Source organism: Limnohabitans sp. Hippo3, from assembly GCF_003063665.1.
Lineage (GTDB): Bacteria > Pseudomonadota > Gammaproteobacteria > Burkholderiales > Burkholderiaceae_C > Limnohabitans_A.
In genome coordinates, this window is record NZ_NESF01000001.1 from 213,450 (window position 1) to 232,417 (window position 18,968).

Sequence of the window (18,968 nt, forward strand, 5' to 3'; positions counted from 1 at the left end):
GGCTGACGGACAGCTGGTGAATGTTCATGGCTTGATTTTAGGCAAGCCCGAGCCGGGTTGCCTGACTTGAAAATGGGCAATGCCTCCCCAAATGTCCATCATTGGAGAAATCTCATGCGCCTAGACAAACTGACCACCAAATTTCATGAAGCCTTGTCCGATGCCCAATCCCTGGCGTTGGGACGGGATCACGCGTACATCGAGCCTGTCCACGTGCTGGTGGCGATGCTCAAGCAAGAAGAGGGGCCCAAGGCTTTGCTGTTGAGAGCCGGCGTGCAAGTGCCGGGCTTGACCCTGGCTGCAGAAGCCGCGTTGGGCCGCTTGCCGCAAGTCACGGGGCAGGACCAGGTCCAGGTCGGCCCCGAGCTGGCCAAGCTGCTGCAAGGGGCTGAAAAAGAAGCCATCAAGCGGGGTGACGCCTTCATCGCCAGCGAACTGTTTTTGCTGGCTGTGGCCGACCACAAGGGCGATATTGGACGCTTGGCCAAAGAGCATGGCCTCAGCCGCAAGAGCCTGGAGACGGCCATCGACGCGGTTCGCGGGGGGCAGTCGGTGGGCAGTGCAGAGGCCGAAGGCCAGCGTGAAGCCCTCAAGAAATATTGCATCGACCTGACCGAGCGTGCCCGCATCGGCAAGCTGGACCCGGTGATTGGCCGCGACGACGAGATTCGTCGCGCCATCCAGGTTTTGCAGCGCCGCACCAAGAACAACCCGGTGCTGATCGGCGAGCCTGGTGTGGGCAAGACCGCGATTGTCGAAGGCTTGGCCCAGCGGATCCTGGCGGGCGAGGTGCCTGATTCGCTCAAGGGCAAGCGGGTGCTGTCGCTCGACATGGCCGCTTTGCTGGCCGGGGCCAAGTTCCGCGGCGAGTTTGAGGAACGCCTGAAAACCGTGCTCAGCGAACTGGCCAAAGACGAAGGCCAGACCATCGTGTTCATCGACGAGCTGCACACCATGGTGGGCGCGGGCAAGGCCGAAGGCGCCATGGACGCGGGCAACATGCTCAAGCCTGCGCTGGCCCGGGGCGAGCTCCATTGCGTGGGCGCGACCACGCTGGACGAGTACCGCAAATACATTGAAAAAGACGCCGCGCTGGAGCGCCGTTTCCAGAAAATTCTGGTCAACGAACCCACGGTGGAGGCCACCATTGCCATCTTGCGGGGTTTGCAGGAGAAATACGAAATCCACCACGGGGTGGACATCACCGACCCGGCCATTGTGGCGGCGGCCGAGCTCAGCCACCGCTACATCACCGACCGTTTCCTGCCTGACAAGGCGATTGACCTGATTGACGAAGCCGCGGCCAAGATCAAGATCGAGATCGACTCCAAGCCCGAGGTGATGGACAAGCTCGACCGCCGTTTGATCCAGCTGCAGATCGAGCGCGAAGCGGTGCGCAAGGAGAGCGATGAGGCCTCGCAAAAACGCTTTGCCTTGATCGAGGAAGAGATCGACAAGCTCAAAAAGGAAGCGGCCGATCTGGAGGAAATCTGGCGGGCCGAGAAGTCGCAAGCCCAAGGTGGCCAGCAGGTGCGCGAGCAAATCGACCAGCTCAAGCAGCAAATCGAGGAGTTCACGCGCAAGGGCGATTTCAACAAGGTGGCCGAGTTGCAGTATGGCAAGCTGCCTGCGCTGGAAAAAACCCTCAAGGAGGTGCAGGCCAAAGAGTCGGCCCCCGGTGAAAAACCGGTGCACCGCTTGCTGCGCACCCAGGTGGGGGCTGAAGAGATTGCCGAGGTGGTGTCGCGTGCGACAGGCATCCCGGTGTCCAAGATGATGCAGGGCGAACGCGAAAAGCTGTTGCAGATGGAAGATAAGCTGCACCAGCGCGTGGTGGGCCAGGACGAAGCGATTGCGGCCGTGGCCAACGCCATCCGGCGCTCGCGTTCGGGCCTGTCCGATCCGAACCGCCCAACCGGCTCTTTCATGTTTTTGGGCCCCACAGGGGTGGGCAAAACCGAGCTGTGCAAAGCGCTGGCGGGCTTTTTGTTTGACAGCGAGGACCACCTCATCCGCATCGACATGAGCGAGTTCATGGAAAAGCATTCGGTGGCCCGCCTGATCGGTGCGCCACCAGGCTATGTGGGCTATGAAGAGGGCGGCTATTTGACCGAGGCGGTGCGTCGCAAGCCCTACAGCGTGTTGCTGCTCGACGAGGTGGAAAAAGCCCATCCCGATGTCTTCAACATCCTGCTGCAAGTGCTGGACGACGGTCGCCTGACCGACGGACAAGGCCGCACGGTGGACTTCAAGAACACGGTGATCGTGATGACCTCCAATTTGGGCTCGCACCTGATCCAGTCCATGGTGGGGCAGCCTGCCGAAGACATCAAGGACGCGGTGTGGGATGAGTTGAAAACCCGTTTCCGTCCGGAGTTCCTGAACCGCATCGACGAGACCGTGGTCTTCCATGGGCTGGAAGCCCAGCACATCGCCGCGATTGCCGAGATCCAGCTGCAGGTCTTGCAAACCCGCCTGGCCCGCATGGATCTGACCTTGAAGGTCAGTGCCGCCGCCTTGTCCGAATTGGCCAAGGTGGGCTTCGATCCGGTGTTTGGCGCACGGCCACTGAAAAGGGCGATTCAGCAGCGTCTGGAAAACCCCTTGTCCAAACTGCTGCTGGAAGGGCGCTTTCCGCCCAAGTGCACCATCGAGGTCTCGGTGGACCCGGTGCGCGCCCCGGGCCAGTTCGACTTCCAGGTGGTCGAACACGCGTCGTGACGCGACAGGCCGTGCAAGCAGCGCTTGCACGGCTGTGACAGACCCGCCCTGCGGCCTTGGGCACAATGGGGCATGACTTCAAAAATTGCTGGCCACCTTCTCGTTGAATGCCTTCTGGCCCAAGGCGTTACCCATGCGTTTGGCGTCCCCGGCGAAAGCTATCTGGCGGTGCTGGATGGCTTTCATTTGCACCGCGACACGATCCGGTTTGTGACCTGCAGGCAGGAGGGTGGGGCGGCTTTCATGGCCGAGGCCCAAGGCAAGCTGACGGGCCGCCCAGGTATCTGTTTCGTCACGCGCGGCCCGGGTGCCACCAACGCCTCCATCGGTGTGCACACCGCGTTCCAGGATTCCACGCCCATGATTTTGTTTGTGGGCGATGTGGCCAGCGACACCCGCGACCGCGAGGCCTTCCAGGAAATGGACTACACCCACTTCTTTGGCCCTTCGACCAAAGGCATGGCCAAACGGGTCGAGCGCTTGGACGACCCGGAGCGCTTGCCCGAGTATGTGGCCCGCGCTTTTGCCACGGCCATGAACGGTCGGCCTGGCCCTGTGGTTTTGGTGTTGCCTGAAGACATGCTGACCCGCCCCGTCAAGGCCGAGGCGCTGGGTCGCGTAGAGCCTGTTCAGGCCTGGAGCGACCCGGGCGCCTTGCGCACACTGCGCGACCTGCTGCTGGCGGCCCGCAAGCCTCTGGTGATTGCAGGTGGCGGCGGATGGACCACGCAGGCCGCTCAAGCCTTGCAGCGTTTTGCCGAAAACTGGCAACTGCCTGTCGCCAATGCTTTCCGCTTTCAAGACACTTTTGACAACCACCACCCTTTGTATGCCGGTGATGTCGGCATTGGCATCGGGCCGGCTTTGGCTCAAGCCGTGCGCGAGTCGGATCTGATCTTGGCTTTGGGGCCGCGCCTGGGCGAAATGACGACCAGTGGCTACACCTTGCTGCAAGCGCCCAAACCCGTCCAGAAATTGGTGCACATCCATGGCAGCCCAGAAGAGTTGAACCGTGTATACCAAGCGGATTTGGCAATCCTCGCCACCATGAATGCGGCTGCACGCAGCCTTGAAGTGCTGACAGCACCCACCGAGCTGCCTTGGACCGAATGGACGCAGCAGGTGCATCAGGGCTATCTGAACAACCTGAAACCCCAGGCCTTGCCCGGCGATGTGGACATGCCCGACATTGTGGCCACGCTGCAAAAGCATCTGCCTCCCGATGCGGTGGTCACGAACGGGGCTGGCAACTTTGCCAGCTGGATGCACCGTTTCTTCAAGCACCATGGCCTGGCCAAGGGTCACAAAACCCAATTGGCGCCCACGGTCGGGGCCATGGGTTATGGCGTCCCGGCAGGCATTGCGGCCAATTTGCTGACCGGACGGGTGGCTTTCACCATCGCAGGTGACGGTGACTTCTTGATGAATGGTCAGGAGTTGGCGACCGCTGTGCAGCACGGCGGCAAAAGCATCATTGTGGTGTTGAACAACGGCATGTACGGCACGATCCGAATGCACCAGGAGCGCGAATACCCCACGCACGTGACAGGCTCGCAGCTGAAAAATCCTGACTTTGCCGCTTTGGCCGAGGCGTATGGCTATGTCGGGGTGCGCATCCAGAAAACGGCGCAATTCGAATCGGCGCTGCTGGATGCACTCGCCCGTTCACAGGGCACCCTGATCGAGGTGACGCTTGACCCTGAAGTGATCACCACACGCGGCACCTTGCAGGCGATCACGCAAGCGTCTTTGGCCAAGAGATGAAAGGCATGGCTTTCAAACCGACGTAAAAAAACCCGCTTGCGCGGGTTTTTTCATGAGGTAGCAAGCTGAATTACTTCAGGTGCTTGCCAATCAAGCCGGCCATTTCAAACATGGTGACTTGTGCCTTGCCAAACACAGCCTTGAGCTTGTCGTCGGCGTTGATGGCACGGCGGTTCACGCTGTCTTGCAGGTTGTGCTTCTTGATGTAGACCCACATCTTGCTGACCACTTCGGTGCGCGGCAGTGGTGTAGCGCCCACCACAGCAGCCAATGCTGGGCTGGGTGTCAAGGCTTTCATGAAAGCGGGATTGGGGGTGCGTTTCTTAGCAGGTGCCGCCTTTTTGGCGGGTGCTTTTGCCGCTACTTTTTTAGCGGGTGCTGCAGCTTTTTTCGCTGGAGCAGCTTTCTTGGCCGGAGCTGCTTTTTTAGCGGGTGCAGCTTTTGTTGCCGGGGTTTTTTTCGCAGTTGCCATGGTGAAATTCCTTTGATCGGAAGTGGGTTCGTCGCTGAGTAACAGTTTGTTTCCAGCTGACTGCATGCTACTGGAGAAACTGCGACTTTCCAAGCCGAATCCGCATTTTTCTATAGGGGTTGTTGCTGATTTACGTGCAGATTCGCGGATTTTTCATCGCTGCTTGGACATACGCACCGACTCAGTGCGTATGCGCTGTGTAAGTCGCTTCGATTCCACTTGTTTTTTATTGGCCACGGCATGGTGATGACGATGAACACAAGTGCTTCTTTTTCGACCTGTGATTTTTGTGACGCGCACAAAGCGGATGACTCGGGTGATTTTCGGGTGTTGGCGCCTGTCTTCAAAGATTTTGGTGGACGGACGTCTTTTCATGGACAGGTGTTGACCGTAAAGTGCTATCAGGACAACAGCCATGTCAAAAAGGCTGTGGAGTCGGATGGTTTGGGACGTGTTCTGGTGGTCGATGGGGCGGGTTGTTTGCAACGCGCTTTGCTTGGAGGCAATTTGGCCGCGGCTGCCGCACGCCATGGTTGGGCGGGTGTAGTGGTCTATGGTTGTGTGCGTGATCTTTCAGAGATCAGCGTTTTGCCCATGGGCATTCGAGCCTTGGCCTTGAACCCGATGCCAACGGTGCGTGCCGATCAGGGTCAAACAGGCGTGACCGTGTCGGTTCAAGGCACGCTTGTGCATACAGGGGATTGGCTTTATGCGGACAGCGATGGCATGGTGCTCAGTCGCCATGCCCTGCCCATTTCATAAGTTGTCAGGTATTTTCATAATTTGAAAAAATACACATGCTGCGATGCCGCAATTTTTCTCAATATGAGAAATAAAAAATCACATTGCGAAATTATTTACGTAAGCCATTGATTTTAAACAAATAAAAATATGTCTTGTATAAGACATAAGAATGTGAGTTGGTCTTCTATAAGAGTTAAGATGAATCCAACGACGAAGCAGAATTCGCTGCCTACATCGCCAGATTTCCACTTGACTACAGGAGTTCTCCATGCCAGCCAACCTCACACAACAACTGAGCCGTGAACAGCAAATCGCCGCCCTCGAAAAAGACTGGGCCACCAATCCACGTTGGAAAGGTGTGAAGCGCGGTTACTCCGCAGCCGACGTCGTGCGCCTGCGCGGCAGCATGCCCATCGAGCACACCCTGGCCAAGCGCGGTGCAGAAAAGCTCTGGGAAAAAATCAACGGCGGCGCCAAGAAAGGCTACGTCAACGCCTTCGGTGCTATCTCCGCCGGTCAGGCCATGCAACAAGCCAAAGCCGGCTTGGAAGCCGTTTACCTGTCGGGCTGGCAAGTCGCTGCCGACGGCAACACGTCCGAGACCATGTACCCCGACCAGTCGCTGTACGCCTACGACTCGGTGCCCACCATGGTGCGCCGCATCAACAACACCTTCAAGCGCGCTGACGAAATCCAGTGGAGCCGTGGCATCAACCCCGGTGACAAGGAGTTCATCGACTACTTCCTGCCCATCGTGGCCGATGCAGAAGCCGGTTTCGGTGGCGTGCTCAACGCTTTCGAGCTGATGAAGAACATGATCGCCTCGGGCGCAGCGGGTGTGCACTTTGAAGACCAATTGGCGGCTGTGAAGAAATGCGGCCACATGGGTGGCAAGGTGCTGGTGCCCACTCAAGAAGCTTGCGAAAAATTGATCTCTGCACGCTTTGCCGCCGACGTCATGGGCGTGTCCACCATTGTGCTGGCCCGCACCGACGCTGAAGCCGCGAACCTGATCACCTCCGATCACGACGCCAACGACAAGCCGTTCCTGACTGGCGAGCGCACACAAGAAGGCTTCTACCGCGTGAAAAATGGTCTGGAGCAAGCCATCAGCCGCGGCGTGGCTTACGCCCCTTATGCCGACCTGGTCTGGTGTGAAACTGGCGTGCCTGACATCGGCTTTGCCCGTGAATTTGCCCAAGCCGTGCACGCCGCCTGCCCCGGCAAGCTGCTGTCCTACAACTGCTCGCCATCGTTCAACTGGAAGAAAAACCTCAACGACAAGCAGATCGCATCCTTCCAGGACGACCTGTCGGCTTTGGGTTACAAGTACCAGTTCATCACACTGGCAGGTATCCACATCAACTGGTTCAACACCTTCCAGTTTGCCCACGCTTACGCCCGCGGCGAAGGCATGAAGCACTACACCGAGATGGTGCAAGAGCCCGAATTCGCAGCCCGCGACAAGGGTTACACCTTCGTGTCGCACCAGCAAGAAGTCGGCGCAGGCTACTTCGACGACGTGACCACCGTGATCCAGGGCGGCTCGTCTTCTGTGAAAGCCCTCACAGGTTCGACCGAAGAAGAGCAGTTCCACTGATCGACTGCGGGTATCTGAAGGCGAGGGCGGCGTAAAATCCCCCCTCAGCGTTTAGACACATCCTCCAAGCGCGGCCTGTGCCGCGCTTTTTTACTTGTAGACACATGGTTCAGATCACTCTCCCCGACGGTTCATTGCGCGAATTCCCCGCTCCGGTCACCGTGGCCGAAGTCGCCGCCTCCATTGGCGCTGGCTTGGCCAAGGCGGCTTTGGGTGGCAAGGTCAACGGGCAACTGGTGGACACTAGCTTCAGCATGTCGACCAACGCCAACCTGGCCATCGTGACCGCCAAGGACCCTGAGGGTCTGGAGTTGATCCGCCACTCAACGGCCCACTTGCTGGCCTATGCCGTCAAGGACTTGTTCCCTGAAGCACAAGTCACCATCGGTCCGGTCATCGACAACGGTTTTTATTACGACTTTTCCTACAGCCGCCCCTTCACGCCGGAAGATCTGGTGGCCATTGAAAAACGCATGACCGAACTGGCCAACAAGGATGAGCCAGTGGTGCGCCGGGTGTTGCCGCGTGACGAGGCGGTGGCCTATTTCAAGGGTTTGGGCGAGTATTACAAGGCCGAGATCATTGCCAGCATCCCGGCCGATCAAGAGGTCAGCCTGTACCGCGAAGGCAATTTTGAAGACCTGTGCCGGGGCCCCCACGTGCCCAGCACGGGCAAACTCAAGCACTTCAAACTCATGAAAGTGGCGGGCGCCTACTGGCGTGGCGACAGCAAGAACGAGATGCTGCAGCGCGTCTACGGCACGGCCTGGGCCAGCAAGGAAGACCTGCAGCAGTACCTGGTGCGCCTGGAAGAAGCCGAAAAACGCGATCACCGCAAGCTCGGACGCGAGCTGGACCTGTTCCACATCGACGAGCATGCCCCGGGGCTGGTGTTCTGGCACCCCAAAGGCTGGACCGTTTGGCAAACCATCGAGCAGTACATGCGACAGGTGTACCGCGACAACGGCTACCAGGAAGTCAAAGGCCCGCAGATCATCGACAAGAGCCTGTGGGAGAAGACCGGCCACTGGGACAAGTACCGCGACAACATGTTCACGACCGAGTCGGAAAAGCGCGACTATGCGCTCAAGCCGATGAACTGTCCGGGCCATATCCTGATCTTCAAGCAGGGCATCAAGAGCTACCGCGACCTGCCGCTGCGCTACGGCGAATTCGGCCAGTGCCACCGCAACGAGCCTTCGGGTGGCCTGCACGGCATCATGCGCGTGCGTGGCTTCACGCAGGACGATGGCCACATCTTCTGCACCGAAGACCAGATCCTGCCCGAGTGCGACACCTTTACCAAAGTGCTCAAGAAGGTCTATGCCGACTTTGGCTTCACCGACATCCTCTACAAGGTCTCGACCCGCCCGGCCGCCCGCATTGGCTCCGACGAGTTGTGGGACAAGGCTGAAAAAGCCCTGATGGACAGCTTGCGAGCTTCGGGTTGCGAGTTTGTGATCTCGGAGGGCGATGGTGCTTTCTATGGCCCCAAGATCGAATACACCTTGAAAGACGCCATTGGCCGCGAATGGCAGTGCGGCACCATCCAGGTGGACTTCAACCTGTCCGAGCGTCTGGACGCCGAATACACCGCCGAAGACGGCAGCCGCCAACGCCCTGTGATCCTGCACCGCGCCATCGTGGGCAGCATGGAGCGTTTCATCGGTATTCTGGTCGAGCAGCACGCCGGGGCTCTGCCCACCTGGCTCTCGCCCCTGCAGGTGTCTGTGTTGAACATCACCGACGCACAGGCTGATTACTGTCGTGAAATCGCTGCAAAACTGCAAAAATCAGTGTCAAATCAAGGCCTTAGGGTCGATCTGGACCTGCGTAACGAGAAAATCACGTATAAAATACGCGAGCATTCGTTGCAAAAGCTGCCTTACATCCTTGTCGCTGGCGACAAAGAGAAGGCAGCAGGTACCGTCGCAGTGCGCGCCCGAGGCAACAAAGACCTCGGTGTGATGTCGATCGATGCGTTCATTGAACTCGTTGCTGCCGACATTGCTTCTAAAGCCTGAAGGTGAGTTTCGCCACATGCTTTGGCCCGTGGGCACAAAGATGGATGCGCTGCATGTCGCAGTTTTGTTCCGTAAAGGATTGAGTCATCGCTACCGAATTTCGTGATCGTCGCCACCGCGAAGAACGTAAACACCGTTTGAACCGTGAAATCATGGCCCCCGAGGTCCGTGTGTCTGGCCCTGACAATGAGCCCATGGGTATCTTGTCGTTGGCCGAGGCCCTGCGCCTGGCTGGAGAAATGGATGTGGACTTGGTTGAAATTGCCGCCACAGCCACCCCTCCGGTTTGCCGTTTGATGGACTACGGCAAGTTCAAGTACCAAGAGCAAAAGCGTGCGGCGGAAGCCAAAGCCAAGCAAACGGTCATTGACATCAAGGAAGTCAAGTTCCGCCCCGGTACAGACGATGGTGACTACAACATCAAAATGCGCAACATCCGCCGCTTTTTGGCCGATGGCGACAAATGCAAGATTACCCTGCGTTTCCGGGGCCGCGAGATCACCCACCAAGAGTTGGGGATGGCCTTGCTGAACCGGATTCGTGACGAATTGGCCGATTCCATTATCGTCGAGCAATTTCCCAAGCTGGAAGGCCGTCAGATGATCATGATGATCGCGCCAGGGCGGAAAAAACCTGCTGGTGGCGGCAAAGCTGCAGACGCGTCTGCACCTGCTGAACCGGCTTGATGAAGAATTTGACCGGCTTTCGGGCCGGTTGAATCAAAAGCTGCCTTTGGGTGGCTTTTGTTAAAAGTGGCTCGGGGCCAACAAGGCTGCAAAGATTTTGCAGACGCCTCACGAGCACAATTAAAGGAGCATTGACATGCCCAAGATGAAGACCAAAAGCAGTGCTAAAAAGCGCTTCCGTGTTCGTCCCGGTGGAACCGTTAAACGCGGCCAAGCCTTCAAACGTCACATCCTGACCAAGAAGACCACCAAAAACAAGCGTCACCTTCGCGGTGCAGTCGCTGTGCATGAGACCAATATGGGTCACATCGCTCAGATGCTGCCTATGGCTGGCCTGTAATCACTGACGAACAAGGAGAAAAACTATGCCTCGCGTTAAACGTGGTGTAACGGCACGCGCCCGTCACAAGAAAGTCCTGGCCCTTGCAAAAGGTTTCCGCGGTCGCCGCGGCAATGTCTTCCGCATCGCCAAACAGGCGGTGATGAAGGCTGGCCAATACGCCTACCGTGACCGCCGCACCAAAAAGCGTGTGTTCCGTCAGTTGTGGATTGCCCGTATCAACGCCGCTGCGCGTGAATGCGGTCTGACCTACAGCCAGTTCGCCAACGGCCTGAAGAAGGCTGCCATCGAAATCGACCGTAAGATGTTGGCGGACATCGCCGTGCACGACAAGGCCGCTTTTGCTGGCATCGTGAACCAAGTCAAAGCCAAACTGGCCGCAGCTTGAGTCCATGAGTGACACGGACCTTCGGGTCTGTGCCACGCACTCGATCAAAGGGATTGAGGCTCGCAACAGCTTCAGTCCCTTTTTTATTCCCCCATTCAACGATCTTCCACCGATCCCCACACCATGAACGAGCTGGACACCCTGGTCGAATCCGCACGCCAGAGTTTTGCGCAGGCACTGACACCTGCCGACCTCGAAAACGCCAAGGCCCTGTTTCTGGGCAAAGCCGGTCGCATCACCGAGCTGATGAAGGGCATGGCCGCTTTGAGCGTGGAAGACAAGAAAACCCGGGGTGCCGCCATCAACCTCGCCAAGCAGGCGATCGAGGCCGCCCTGAACGACCGACGTCAGGCGCTGGCGGACGCCGAGCTGCAGGCCCAGCTCAAGGCCGAGGCGCTGGACGTGACCTTGCCTGGCCGCAGCGCCAATGTGGGCGGCCTGCACCCTGTTTCGCTCACGCTTGAACGTGTGGAGCAGATCTTTGGCTCCATGGGTTTTGAAGTGGCCCAAGGCCCCGAGATCGAGACCGACTGGTTCAACTTCACCGCGCTCAACACGCCCGAGGACCATCCGGCCCGGTCCATGCACGACACTTTCTATGTCGAAGGCGGCCACCTGCTGCGCACGCACACCAGCCCCATGCAGATCCGTCACGCGGTGCAGCACGTCAAGCGTTACCGTCACTTGCTTGATGCGGGTCACGCTACCGAAGGGGCTTCGGCATCCATGCCCGAGATCCGCGTCATCGCGCCGGGCCGCACCTACCGCGTGGACAGCGACGCCACCCACTCGCCCATGTTCCACCAGTGCGAAGGCCTGTGGATTGGCGAGAACGTGAGCTTCAAAGACCTGAAAGTCGTGGTCACCGATTTCTGCCGCACCTTTTTCGAAAGCGACGATCTGGTGCTGCGTTTCCGCCCCAGCTTCTTCCCTTTCACCGAGCCCAGCGCCGAGATCGACATCCAGTTCCAGAGCGGCCCGCTCGCCGGGCGCTGGCTCGAAGTGGGTGGTTCTGGCCAGGTGCACCCGAACGTGGTGCGCAACATGGGCCTGGACCCCGAGCGTTTCATCGGCTTCGCCTTTGGCATGGGCATGGACCGCTTCACCATGCTGCGCTATGGCGTGAACGACCTGCGCCTGTTCTTTGACGGCGATGTGCGCTTCCTGAGCCAGTTCCAGTAATTCCAAGCCGAGACCCGAGACATGCAATTTCCCGAATCCTGGTTGCGCGAATTCTGCAACCCGTCCCTGACGACCCAGCAACTGGCCGACACCCTGACCATGGCCGGCCTCGAAGTGGAGGAGCTCGAGCCTGTTGCTCCACCTTTCACGAAGATCGTGGTCGGTGAAATCAAGGAAGCCGTCCAGCACCCCAATGCCGACCGCCTGCGCGTGTGTCAGGTGGACGTGGGGCAGGGCAGTTTGCTCAACATCGTCTGCGGCGCGCCCAATGCCCGCGTGGGCATCCGTGTGCCCTGCGCCCTGGTGGGGGCCGAGTTGCCCCCAGGTGAAGACGGCAAGCCTTTCGTCATCAAGGTCGGCAAGCTGCGCGGCGTGGAAAGCCAGGGCATGCTGTGCTCGGCCAAAGAGCTGCAGATTGCCGACGACCATGGCGGCCTGTTGGAGTTGCCCGCAGACGCGCCTCTGGGTCAGGACATCCGCCAGTATTTGAATCTGGACGACACCTTGATGACGCTCAAGCTCACGCCGAATCTGGCGCATTGCCTGAGTGTCTACGGCATCGCCCGAGAAGTGTCGGCCTTGACTGGCGCACCGCTCAAGGCCCCGACTTTTCCGGCTGTGGCCACGCAAATCAGCGACAAACTGGCTGTGCAGGTGCAGGCCCCCGACCTGTGCGGCCGCTTCAGCGGTCGGGTGGTGAAGGGGGTGAACACCCAGGCCCAGACGCCGCCATGGATGGTGGACCGCCTGGCCCGTTGCGGCCAGCGCAGTGTGAGCCCGCTGGTGGACATCTCCAACTACGTGATGTTCGAGTTCGGTCGCCCTTCGCACATTTTTGACCTCGACAAGATCCACGGCGGCCTGCAGGTGCGCTGGGGCCAAGCGGGTGAATCGCTCAAGCTGCTGAACGGCAACACCGTGACGGTGGACGACAAGGTGGGTGTGATCGCCGACGACAGCCAGGTCGAGTCGCTCGCGGGCATCATGGGTGGCGACGCCACGGCCGTGTCGGATGACACGCAAAACATCTACATCGAAGCCGCTTTCTGGTGGCCGACCGCCATCGCGGGTCGTTCGCGCCGCTACAACTTCTCGACCGATGCCGGTCACCGCTTTGAGCGTGGCGTGGACCCGCAACTGACGGTGGAGCACATCGAGCGCATCACCCAGCTGGTGCTGAACATCTGCGGCACGCCAGAAACAAAGGTCGGCCCCATCGACGACCAGACCCTGAACATTCCGGCGATCCAGCCCGTCACCCTGCGCGTGGCCCGTGCGGTCAAAGTCATCGGCATGCCGCTCACGCAAAAGCAATGCGCCGACGCGCTGCGCGGTTTGGGTTTGCAAGTCACAGAAGGCGAGGGCATGGTCACCGTGACGCCCCCGAGCTTCCGCTTTGACCTGCAGATCGAAGAAGACCTGATCGAGGAAGTGGCCCGCATGGTGGGCTACAACAACCTGCCCACAAACCCGCCGCTGGCCCCCATCACCGCCAAAGTGCGCCCAGAGACCGAGCGCAGCCCGTCCGCCGTGCGACGCGCCATTGCGGCACTGGGTTACCAGGAAACCATCAACTACAGCTTTGTCGAAGAAGCCTGGGAACGCGACTTGGCGGGCAACACCCAGCCAATCCGGCTGCTCAACCCGATCGCCAGTCAGATGAGCGTGATGCGCTCCAGCCTGATCGGCTCGCTTTTGCAGGTGGTCAAGTTCAACGCCGACCGCAAGGCCGACCGCGTGCGCGTGTTCGAGCTGGGCCGCGTGTTCCTGCGCAACGCCGCGGTGCAAAGCACCGACACCACGGTGGAGGGCTTTGACCAACCCATGCGCGTGGCGGGCATGGCCTGGGGCCCTGTGGAGCCCCTGAGCTGGCAGGGCAAGGCCCGTAACGTTGATTTTTACGACGTGAAGGCCGATGTGGAAAAGCTGCTGGTCCCGCGCAAAGCGACTTTTGCAGCCGCTGAGCACCCCGCGCTGCACCCCGGGCGCTCGGCCCAGGTGCTGGTGGACGGCTTGGTGATTGGCCATGTGGGCGAGTTGCACCCCCGTTGGCGTCAGGCCTGGGAGCTGTCCAGTGCGCCCGTGGTGTTCGAGCTGTCGCTCGACGCCGTGACGGCCCGCGTGGTGCCTGTGGCCCATGCGGTGGCCAAGCACCAGTCGGTGGAGCGCGACCTCGCGGTCATCGTGAACGAGCAGGTCACCCACGGCCAATTGATGGCGGCCATTCATGCGGCACCCACCCAAGGTTTGCTGCGCGATGCGGTGCTGTTTGACATTTACCGCCCCAAAGCCGAGTCCGTTGGCCCATTGGCCGCTGGTGAAAAGAGCCTGGCGGTACGCCTGACCTTGCACAGCGACGAGGCAACCCTGACCGATGAACAGATCGACGCGGCCATGACGGCGGTGATTGACCAGCTTGCGCGGCAGGTGTCGGGTCGTTTGCGGGCTTGATGCCGTGGCTTCATTGAACGGACGCGCACATGCAAATCAGCTTTGAAACCCTGGAAACCCCGGCCCTGACCAAGGCGCACCTGGCCGATTTGCTGTTCGAGCAGATCGGCTTGAACAAGCGCGAGTCCAAGGACATGGTCGATGCCTTCTTCGACCTGGTCGTGGACAGCCTGATCGCCGGGGACGATGTGAAGATCTCAGGCTTTGGCAACTTCCAGATCCGCACCAAGGCAGCCCGTCCGGGCCGCAACCCGCGCACCGGAGAATTGATCCCTATTGATGCACGTCGTGTCGCGACCTTTCATGCCAGCCATAAACTCAAGGCCTTGATCCAGGGCGATGCCGTTGACGACGAAAGTATGGAGACGGTGGGCCGCTGAATCCAACACGATTGGAGCCCCCATGTTGTTCAAATTCAAATCCCAAGCCGCCAGCGACCTCATCATGCTGGAAGCCGACGCCAGAAGGCTGCTCAAAATCATCCTGGACAAGGACCCTGTCCAAGGGATCGTGCTGGCGCAAGACCTGCCCGCGGCCATGGCTCGCCTGGAAGCGGCCGTGGCGCAAGATGAGGCCACGCGCAAACAGCGTGCAGCCCAAAACAAGCCTGAAGAAGAGACTGCCGAGCGGGCAGACGACGGCGAGGCCAAGCTGCAAGAGGCCGTCAGTCTGGCCCAGCGCGCTGCGCCCATGCTCAAGCTGCTGAAACTGAGCTCTGCTCAGGGCGCTGATGTAGTTTGGGGTGTTTGAGCGTTCCCGGTGCAGCGCTTCGCTCAGCGTTTGAAGACCGCGCCGCCCAATTTGTAACCCGCCTTGAGTTGTCGCTTGGCAAACCAGCCGAGATTCATCTCCAGGACATAGCGAACAGGCTTTTCAGAGCAATGCGAGTCGTCGCTTTGGGGTTTCATGTCCGCAATGTTCACAATCGTCCCGTCATCTGCCACAAAAGCGGCAGACAAGGGGATCAAGGTGTTTCGCATCCAGAAGCATTGCGTGGCGGGCTGCTCAAAGACAAACAACATGCCTTCGTGCTGAGGCATTTCCTTGCGCCACATCAGACCGATTTGGCGCTGCTCCGGCGTTTGGGCGAGCTGCACATCCAGCACGTGCATGCCCGCTTGCAGCTGGGTTCTGGGCAGATTCAGCTGGGGCCCCTGCTGGGCCCAGCAGTTGACGGCGAGCAAGGCCAAGGCCCAAGCGCCAAGGCGATGCCATCGATGGAACGTGGGGCGGTTCAAGAGTGCAGAAATGTTCATGGGTTCGGGATGCGCGGGTGAAAGCCCATAGGATAAAGGCATCCCCATGCTGTGAGGGGAGGCGCGCGCCGATTCGGGCGTTCAAACTCCGGGCGCAGGGGCGGCAGAGTCAGACGTGGCCGGGTCCCTCGCCGCGTCAGGCTGCGCAGGACCGGGGGCATCCGATTCGGTGCGGATGTTCGCGGCCATCAGGCCTTTGCTGCCTTGGCTCAGCTCAAAGCTGACGCGGGCACCTTCCTTCAGGCTTTTGTAGCCTTCGGACTGGATGGCCGAGAAGTGGGCAAAAGCATCCGGCCCGCCGCCATCGGGCTGAATGAACCCAAAACCTTTGGCATCGTTGAACCATTTGACCGTACCACTGGGCATGCGATGTCTCCGTTTTTTGCTCAGTGTGGTTCGGGATTATCAATTTTGTCAATGTGAGGTTTTCCCCGATGCCGGACGGGATGACCATTTCCAACCAAGACTTTTGTCGCGGTCCGTCTCAAGATGGCCCAAAGCGTCGATAGAATGAATTCATGGCAACGAAAAAACCTCAAAATCCCACGCTGCCGACCGTGACCCCCCGAGTGCCCGATGGTGGCGATTCGGTGGTCCTGGAACGCCGCGCCCAAAAAATTGAACCGCCCCAAATGTACCAGGTGGCGATGTTGAACGATGACTACACCCCCATGGAGTTCGTGGTGATGGTGATCCAGGAGTTTTTCAGCAAGGACCGCGAGGCCGCCACGCAAATCATGCTCAAGATCCATCTCGATGGCAAAGGCGTTTGCGGGGTTTACTCCCGAGATGTCGCCGCCACCAAAGTGGATCAGGTCCTCGACGCGGCCAAACAGGCTGGTCACCCGCTGCAATGTGTCAGTGAACCTATTGAATAGTGTGGCTTACCCCCCACATCGTCTCTATCTCTCTCAGCAAGGCAAAAAGGAAATCACATGATTGCCCAGGAATTGGAAGTCAGTTTGCACATGGCCTTTGTTGAGGCCCGTCAGCAGCGCCACGAATTCATCACGGTTGAGCACCTGCTGCTGGCTTTGCTGGACAACCCCAGCGCCGCCGAAGTGTTGCGCGCTTGCGCAGCCAACATCGATGATTTGCGCAAAGCTTTGAGCAATTTCATCAAGGACAACACGCCCCAGGTCGCGGGCACCGAAGAGGTGGATACCCAGCCGACTTTGGGCTTTCAGCGCGTGATTCAGCGTGCCATCATGCATGTGCAGTCCACAGGCAGTGGCAAAAAAGAAGTGACCGGCGCCAATGTGCTGGTGGCCATTTTTGGCGAAAAAGATTCGCACGCTGTGTACTACCTGCACCAGCAGGGCATCACCCGGCTGGATGTGGTGAATTTCATCGCCCACGGCATCCGCAAAAGCGACCCACCCGAAGCGGCCAAATCGGCCGATAACCCATCGAGCTCTGAGAGCGAAGAGGGTGGCAATGGTGGTGAGCGCAATGAAAAAGCCTCGCCACTGGAGCAGTACACCAACAACCTGAACCAGGCGGCCAAAGACGGCAAGATCGACCCGCTGATCGGTCGCGAGTACGAAGTCGAGCGCACCATCCAGATCCTGTGCCGCCGCCGCAAGAACAACCCGCTGCTGGTGGGCGAAGCGGGCGTGGGCAAAACCGCGATTGCCGAGGGCTTGGCCTGGCGCATCACGCAGGGCACGGTGCCCGAAATTCTGGCCGAAGCCACGGTGTATTCATTGGACATGGGCGCATTGCTCGCCGGCACCAAATACCGGGGTGATTTTGAGCAGCGCCTCAAAGGTGTGCTCAAGTCGCTCAAGGACAAGCCCAACGGTATTTTGTTCATCGACGAGATTCACACCTTGATCGGTGCGGGTGCGGCTTCGGGCGGCACGCTCGACGCGTCCAACTTGCTCAAGCCTGCGCTGTCCAGCGGTCAGCTCAAGTGCATCGGCGCGACCACCTTCACCGAATATCGCGGCATCTTCGAAAAAGACGCTGCCCTGTCTCGCCGCTTCCAGAAAGTGGACGTGGTCGAGCCCACCGTCTCCGAGACGGTGGACATCCTCAAAGGCCTCAAGAGCCGTTTTGAAGACCACCACAGCGTCAAGTACACCATCGCCGCCTTGCAGGCGGCCGCCGAGCTGTCAGCCAAGTTCATCAACGACCGCCAATTGCCCGACAAGGCGATTGACGTGATCGACGAAGCCGGGGCTGCCCAGCGCATCCAGGTGGCGTCCAAGCGCAAGAAGACGATTGGCAAGACCGAGATCGAAGACATCGTGGCCAAGATCGCCCGCATCCCGCCTGCCAACGTCTCGAACGACGACCGCAGCAAGCTGCAAACCATCGAGCGCGACTTGAAGTCGGTGGTGTTCGGACAGGACAAGGCGCTGGAAGTGCTGGCCTCGGCCGTCAAGATGGCCCGCTCGGGTCTGGGCAAGACCGACAAGCCGATTGGCTCCTTCTTGTTCTCCGGCCCCACGGGCGTGGGCAAGACCGAAGCGGCCAAGCAACTGGCTTACATCCTGGGCATTGAGCTGATCCGTTTTGACATGTCCGAGTACATGGAGCGCCATGCGGTCAGCCGCCTGATCGGTGCGCCCCCAGGCTACGTGGGCTTTGACCAGGGCGGTTTGTTGACCGAAGCCGTGACCAAGAAGCCGCACTGCGTGCTCTTGCTCGACGAGATCGAAAAAGCGCATCCGGACATCTTCAACGTGCTGTTGCAGGTGATGGACCACGGCACCTTGACCGACAACAACGGGCGCAAGGCTGACTTCCGCAACGTGATCATCATCATGACCACCAACGCGGGGGCCGAGACCATGAACAAGGCCACGATTGGTTTCACCAACCCGCGTCAAGCCGGAGACGAAATGGGCGACATCAAACGCCTGTTCACGCCTGAGTTCCGCAACCGCCTCGATGCCATGGTCAGCTTCAAGCCGCTGGATGAGCAGATCATCCTGCGCGTGGTGGACAAGTTCTTGCTGCAGCTGGAAACCCAGCTGGCCGAGAAGAAGGTGGAAGTCACCTTCACCGATGCGCTGCGCAAGTTCCTGGGCAAGAAGGGCTTCGATCCGCTGATGGGCGCTCGCCCGATGCAGCGCCTGATCCAGGACACCATCCGCAAGGCTTTGGCCGACGAGCTGCTGTTTGGTCGCCTGACCGAGGGCGGACGCCTCACAGTGGACATCGACGACAAGGACGAAGTGCAGTTGGACATCACGCCCAACCCGAAGAAGGAGAGTCGCGCTTCGCGCTCGGAACCTGCCGAGCCAGAAGAAGCTACGGCCAACTGATGGAGCAGCTCAAAGCTGCAAAAAAGGAGGCCTCAACAGGCCTCCTTTTTTATGACTCACAACCA

17 protein-coding genes are annotated in these 18,968 nt (G+C 59.5%); 14 read left to right on the forward strand and 3 right to left on the reverse strand.

Translation table 11 applies throughout. The features are described from left to right. Positions 1-114: 114 nt before the first annotated feature. On the forward strand, positions 115-2,721 hold the full coding sequence (gene clpB / locus B9Z34_RS01035; protein ID WP_108426229.1) for an ATP-dependent chaperone ClpB: 2,607 nt from the start codon (positions 115-117) through the stop codon (positions 2,719-2,721). 72 nt (positions 2,722-2,793) lie between these two features. After that, the gene (locus tag B9Z34_RS01040; protein WP_108426230.1) at positions 2,794-4,485 is read left to right on the forward strand and encodes a thiamine pyrophosphate-binding protein; all 1,692 of its coding nucleotides are present in this window, start codon (positions 2,794-2,796) and stop codon (positions 4,483-4,485) included. A 70-nt stretch (positions 4,486-4,555) separates the two neighbouring features. Here B9Z34_RS01040 and B9Z34_RS01045 read toward each other — a convergent pair whose 3' ends face one another. Continuing rightward, a complete protein-coding gene (locus B9Z34_RS01045; RefSeq protein WP_108426231.1) occupies positions 4,556-4,957 on the reverse strand; it encodes an SWIB/MDM2 domain-containing protein in 402 nt (133 codons plus the stop codon). Between the two features lie 246 nt (positions 4,958-5,203). Here B9Z34_RS01045 and rraA point away from each other — a divergent pair, with 246 nt between their 5' ends. The 10 genes from rraA to B9Z34_RS01095 all read left to right on the forward strand — a co-directional run bounded on the left by rraA (position 5,204) and on the right by B9Z34_RS01095 (position 15,122). Next, a complete protein-coding gene (rraA, locus tag B9Z34_RS01050; RefSeq protein WP_108426843.1) occupies positions 5,204-5,719 on the forward strand; it encodes a ribonuclease E activity regulator RraA in 516 nt (171 codons plus the stop codon). Positions 5,720-5,969: 250 nt separating this feature from the next. Further along, positions 5,970-7,301, forward strand: coding sequence for an isocitrate lyase (gene aceA / locus B9Z34_RS01055; RefSeq protein WP_108426232.1), 1,332 nt, complete (start codon positions 5,970-5,972; stop codon positions 7,299-7,301). A 104-nt stretch (positions 7,302-7,405) separates the two neighbouring features. After that, positions 7,406-9,325, forward strand: coding sequence for a threonine--tRNA ligase (gene thrS / locus B9Z34_RS01060; protein WP_108426233.1), 1,920 nt, complete (start codon positions 7,406-7,408; stop codon positions 9,323-9,325). An 86-nt stretch (positions 9,326-9,411) separates the two neighbouring features. Then, positions 9,412-10,011: a translation initiation factor IF-3 gene (infC, locus tag B9Z34_RS01065; RefSeq protein WP_108426234.1), complete on the forward strand. Its 600-nt coding sequence runs from the start codon at positions 9,412-9,414 to the stop codon at positions 10,009-10,011. Positions 10,012-10,147: 136 nt separating this feature from the next. Next, positions 10,148-10,351, forward strand: a complete 204-nt coding sequence (gene rpmI / locus B9Z34_RS01070) for a 50S ribosomal protein L35 (protein WP_019428895.1) — start codon at positions 10,148-10,150, stop codon at positions 10,349-10,351. Positions 10,352-10,376: 25 nt separating this feature from the next. Next, positions 10,377-10,739, forward strand: a complete 363-nt coding sequence (gene rplT / locus B9Z34_RS01075; protein ID WP_026036460.1) for a 50S ribosomal protein L20 — start codon at positions 10,377-10,379, stop codon at positions 10,737-10,739. Between the two features lie 123 nt (positions 10,740-10,862). Beyond that, positions 10,863-11,921, forward strand: a complete 1,059-nt coding sequence (gene pheS, locus B9Z34_RS01080; protein WP_108426235.1) for a phenylalanine--tRNA ligase subunit alpha — start codon at positions 10,863-10,865, stop codon at positions 11,919-11,921. Positions 11,922-11,942: 21 nt separating this feature from the next. Next, on the forward strand, positions 11,943-14,372 hold the full coding sequence (gene pheT, locus B9Z34_RS01085) for a phenylalanine--tRNA ligase subunit beta (RefSeq protein WP_108426236.1): 2,430 nt from the start codon (positions 11,943-11,945) through the stop codon (positions 14,370-14,372). A 29-nt stretch (positions 14,373-14,401) separates the two neighbouring features. Then, the gene (locus B9Z34_RS01090; RefSeq protein WP_108426237.1) at positions 14,402-14,752 is read left to right on the forward strand and encodes an integration host factor subunit alpha; all 351 of its coding nucleotides are present in this window, start codon (positions 14,402-14,404) and stop codon (positions 14,750-14,752) included. Between the two features lie 22 nt (positions 14,753-14,774). Continuing rightward, complete coding sequence (locus B9Z34_RS01095) at positions 14,775-15,122, forward strand: DUF1840 domain-containing protein (RefSeq protein ID WP_108426238.1); 348 nt, start codon at positions 14,775-14,777, stop codon at positions 15,120-15,122. 23 nt (positions 15,123-15,145) lie between these two features. On the opposite strand, the gene B9Z34_RS01100 is transcribed toward B9Z34_RS01095, so the two are convergent. Continuing rightward, the gene (locus tag B9Z34_RS01100; RefSeq protein ID WP_108426239.1) at positions 15,146-15,628 is read right to left on the reverse strand and encodes a DUF192 domain-containing protein; all 483 of its coding nucleotides are present in this window, start codon (positions 15,626-15,628) and stop codon (positions 15,146-15,148) included. A gap of 81 nt (positions 15,629-15,709) precedes the next feature. Beyond that, entirely contained in the window at positions 15,710-15,994 is a 285-nt protein-coding gene (locus tag B9Z34_RS01105; protein ID WP_108426240.1) for a cold-shock protein, read from the reverse strand. A gap of 152 nt (positions 15,995-16,146) precedes the next feature. Between B9Z34_RS01105 and clpS the strand changes: the two genes are divergently transcribed. Further along, a complete protein-coding gene (clpS, locus tag B9Z34_RS01110) occupies positions 16,147-16,506 on the forward strand; it encodes an ATP-dependent Clp protease adapter ClpS (protein ID WP_108426241.1) in 360 nt (119 codons plus the stop codon). 57 nt (positions 16,507-16,563) lie between these two features. Beyond that, positions 16,564-18,903, forward strand: coding sequence for an ATP-dependent Clp protease ATP-binding subunit ClpA (clpA, locus tag B9Z34_RS01115; protein ID WP_108426242.1), 2,340 nt, complete (start codon positions 16,564-16,566; stop codon positions 18,901-18,903). Positions 18,904-18,968: the final 65 nt, after the last annotated feature.

What these genes read in the sequence shown, in the direction of transcription:
- clpB (WP_108426229.1), top strand. Translation starts at nt 115, where the DNA reads ATGCGCCTAGACAAACTGACCACCAAATTTCATGAAGCCTTGTCCGAT.
- B9Z34_RS01040 (WP_108426230.1), top strand. Translation starts at nt 2,794, where the DNA reads ATGACTTCAAAAATTGCTGGCCACCTTCTCGTTGAATGCCTTCTGGCC.
- B9Z34_RS01045 (WP_108426231.1), bottom strand. Translation starts at nt 4,957, where the DNA reads ATGGCAACTGCGAAAAAAACCCCGGCAACAAAAGCTGCACCCGCTAAA.
- rraA (WP_108426843.1), top strand. Translation starts at nt 5,204, where the DNA reads ATGACGATGAACACAAGTGCTTCTTTTTCGACCTGTGATTTTTGTGAC.
- aceA (WP_108426232.1), top strand. Translation starts at nt 5,970, where the DNA reads ATGCCAGCCAACCTCACACAACAACTGAGCCGTGAACAGCAAATCGCC.
- thrS (WP_108426233.1), top strand. Translation starts at nt 7,406, where the DNA reads ATGGTTCAGATCACTCTCCCCGACGGTTCATTGCGCGAATTCCCCGCT.
- rpmI (WP_019428895.1), top strand. Translation starts at nt 10,148, where the DNA reads ATGCCCAAGATGAAGACCAAAAGCAGTGCTAAAAAGCGCTTCCGTGTT.
- rplT (WP_026036460.1), top strand. Translation starts at nt 10,377, where the DNA reads ATGCCTCGCGTTAAACGTGGTGTAACGGCACGCGCCCGTCACAAGAAA.
- pheS (WP_108426235.1), top strand. Translation starts at nt 10,863, where the DNA reads ATGAACGAGCTGGACACCCTGGTCGAATCCGCACGCCAGAGTTTTGCG.
- pheT (WP_108426236.1), top strand. Translation starts at nt 11,943, where the DNA reads ATGCAATTTCCCGAATCCTGGTTGCGCGAATTCTGCAACCCGTCCCTG.
- B9Z34_RS01090 (WP_108426237.1), top strand. Translation starts at nt 14,402, where the DNA reads ATGCAAATCAGCTTTGAAACCCTGGAAACCCCGGCCCTGACCAAGGCG.
- B9Z34_RS01095 (WP_108426238.1), top strand. Translation starts at nt 14,775, where the DNA reads ATGTTGTTCAAATTCAAATCCCAAGCCGCCAGCGACCTCATCATGCTG.
- B9Z34_RS01100 (WP_108426239.1), bottom strand. Translation starts at nt 15,628, where the DNA reads ATGAACATTTCTGCACTCTTGAACCGCCCCACGTTCCATCGATGGCAT.
- B9Z34_RS01105 (WP_108426240.1), bottom strand. Translation starts at nt 15,994, where the DNA reads ATGCCCAGTGGTACGGTCAAATGGTTCAACGATGCCAAAGGTTTTGGG.
- clpS (WP_108426241.1), top strand. Translation starts at nt 16,147, where the DNA reads ATGGCAACGAAAAAACCTCAAAATCCCACGCTGCCGACCGTGACCCCC.
- clpA (WP_108426242.1), top strand. Translation starts at nt 16,564, where the DNA reads ATGATTGCCCAGGAATTGGAAGTCAGTTTGCACATGGCCTTTGTTGAG.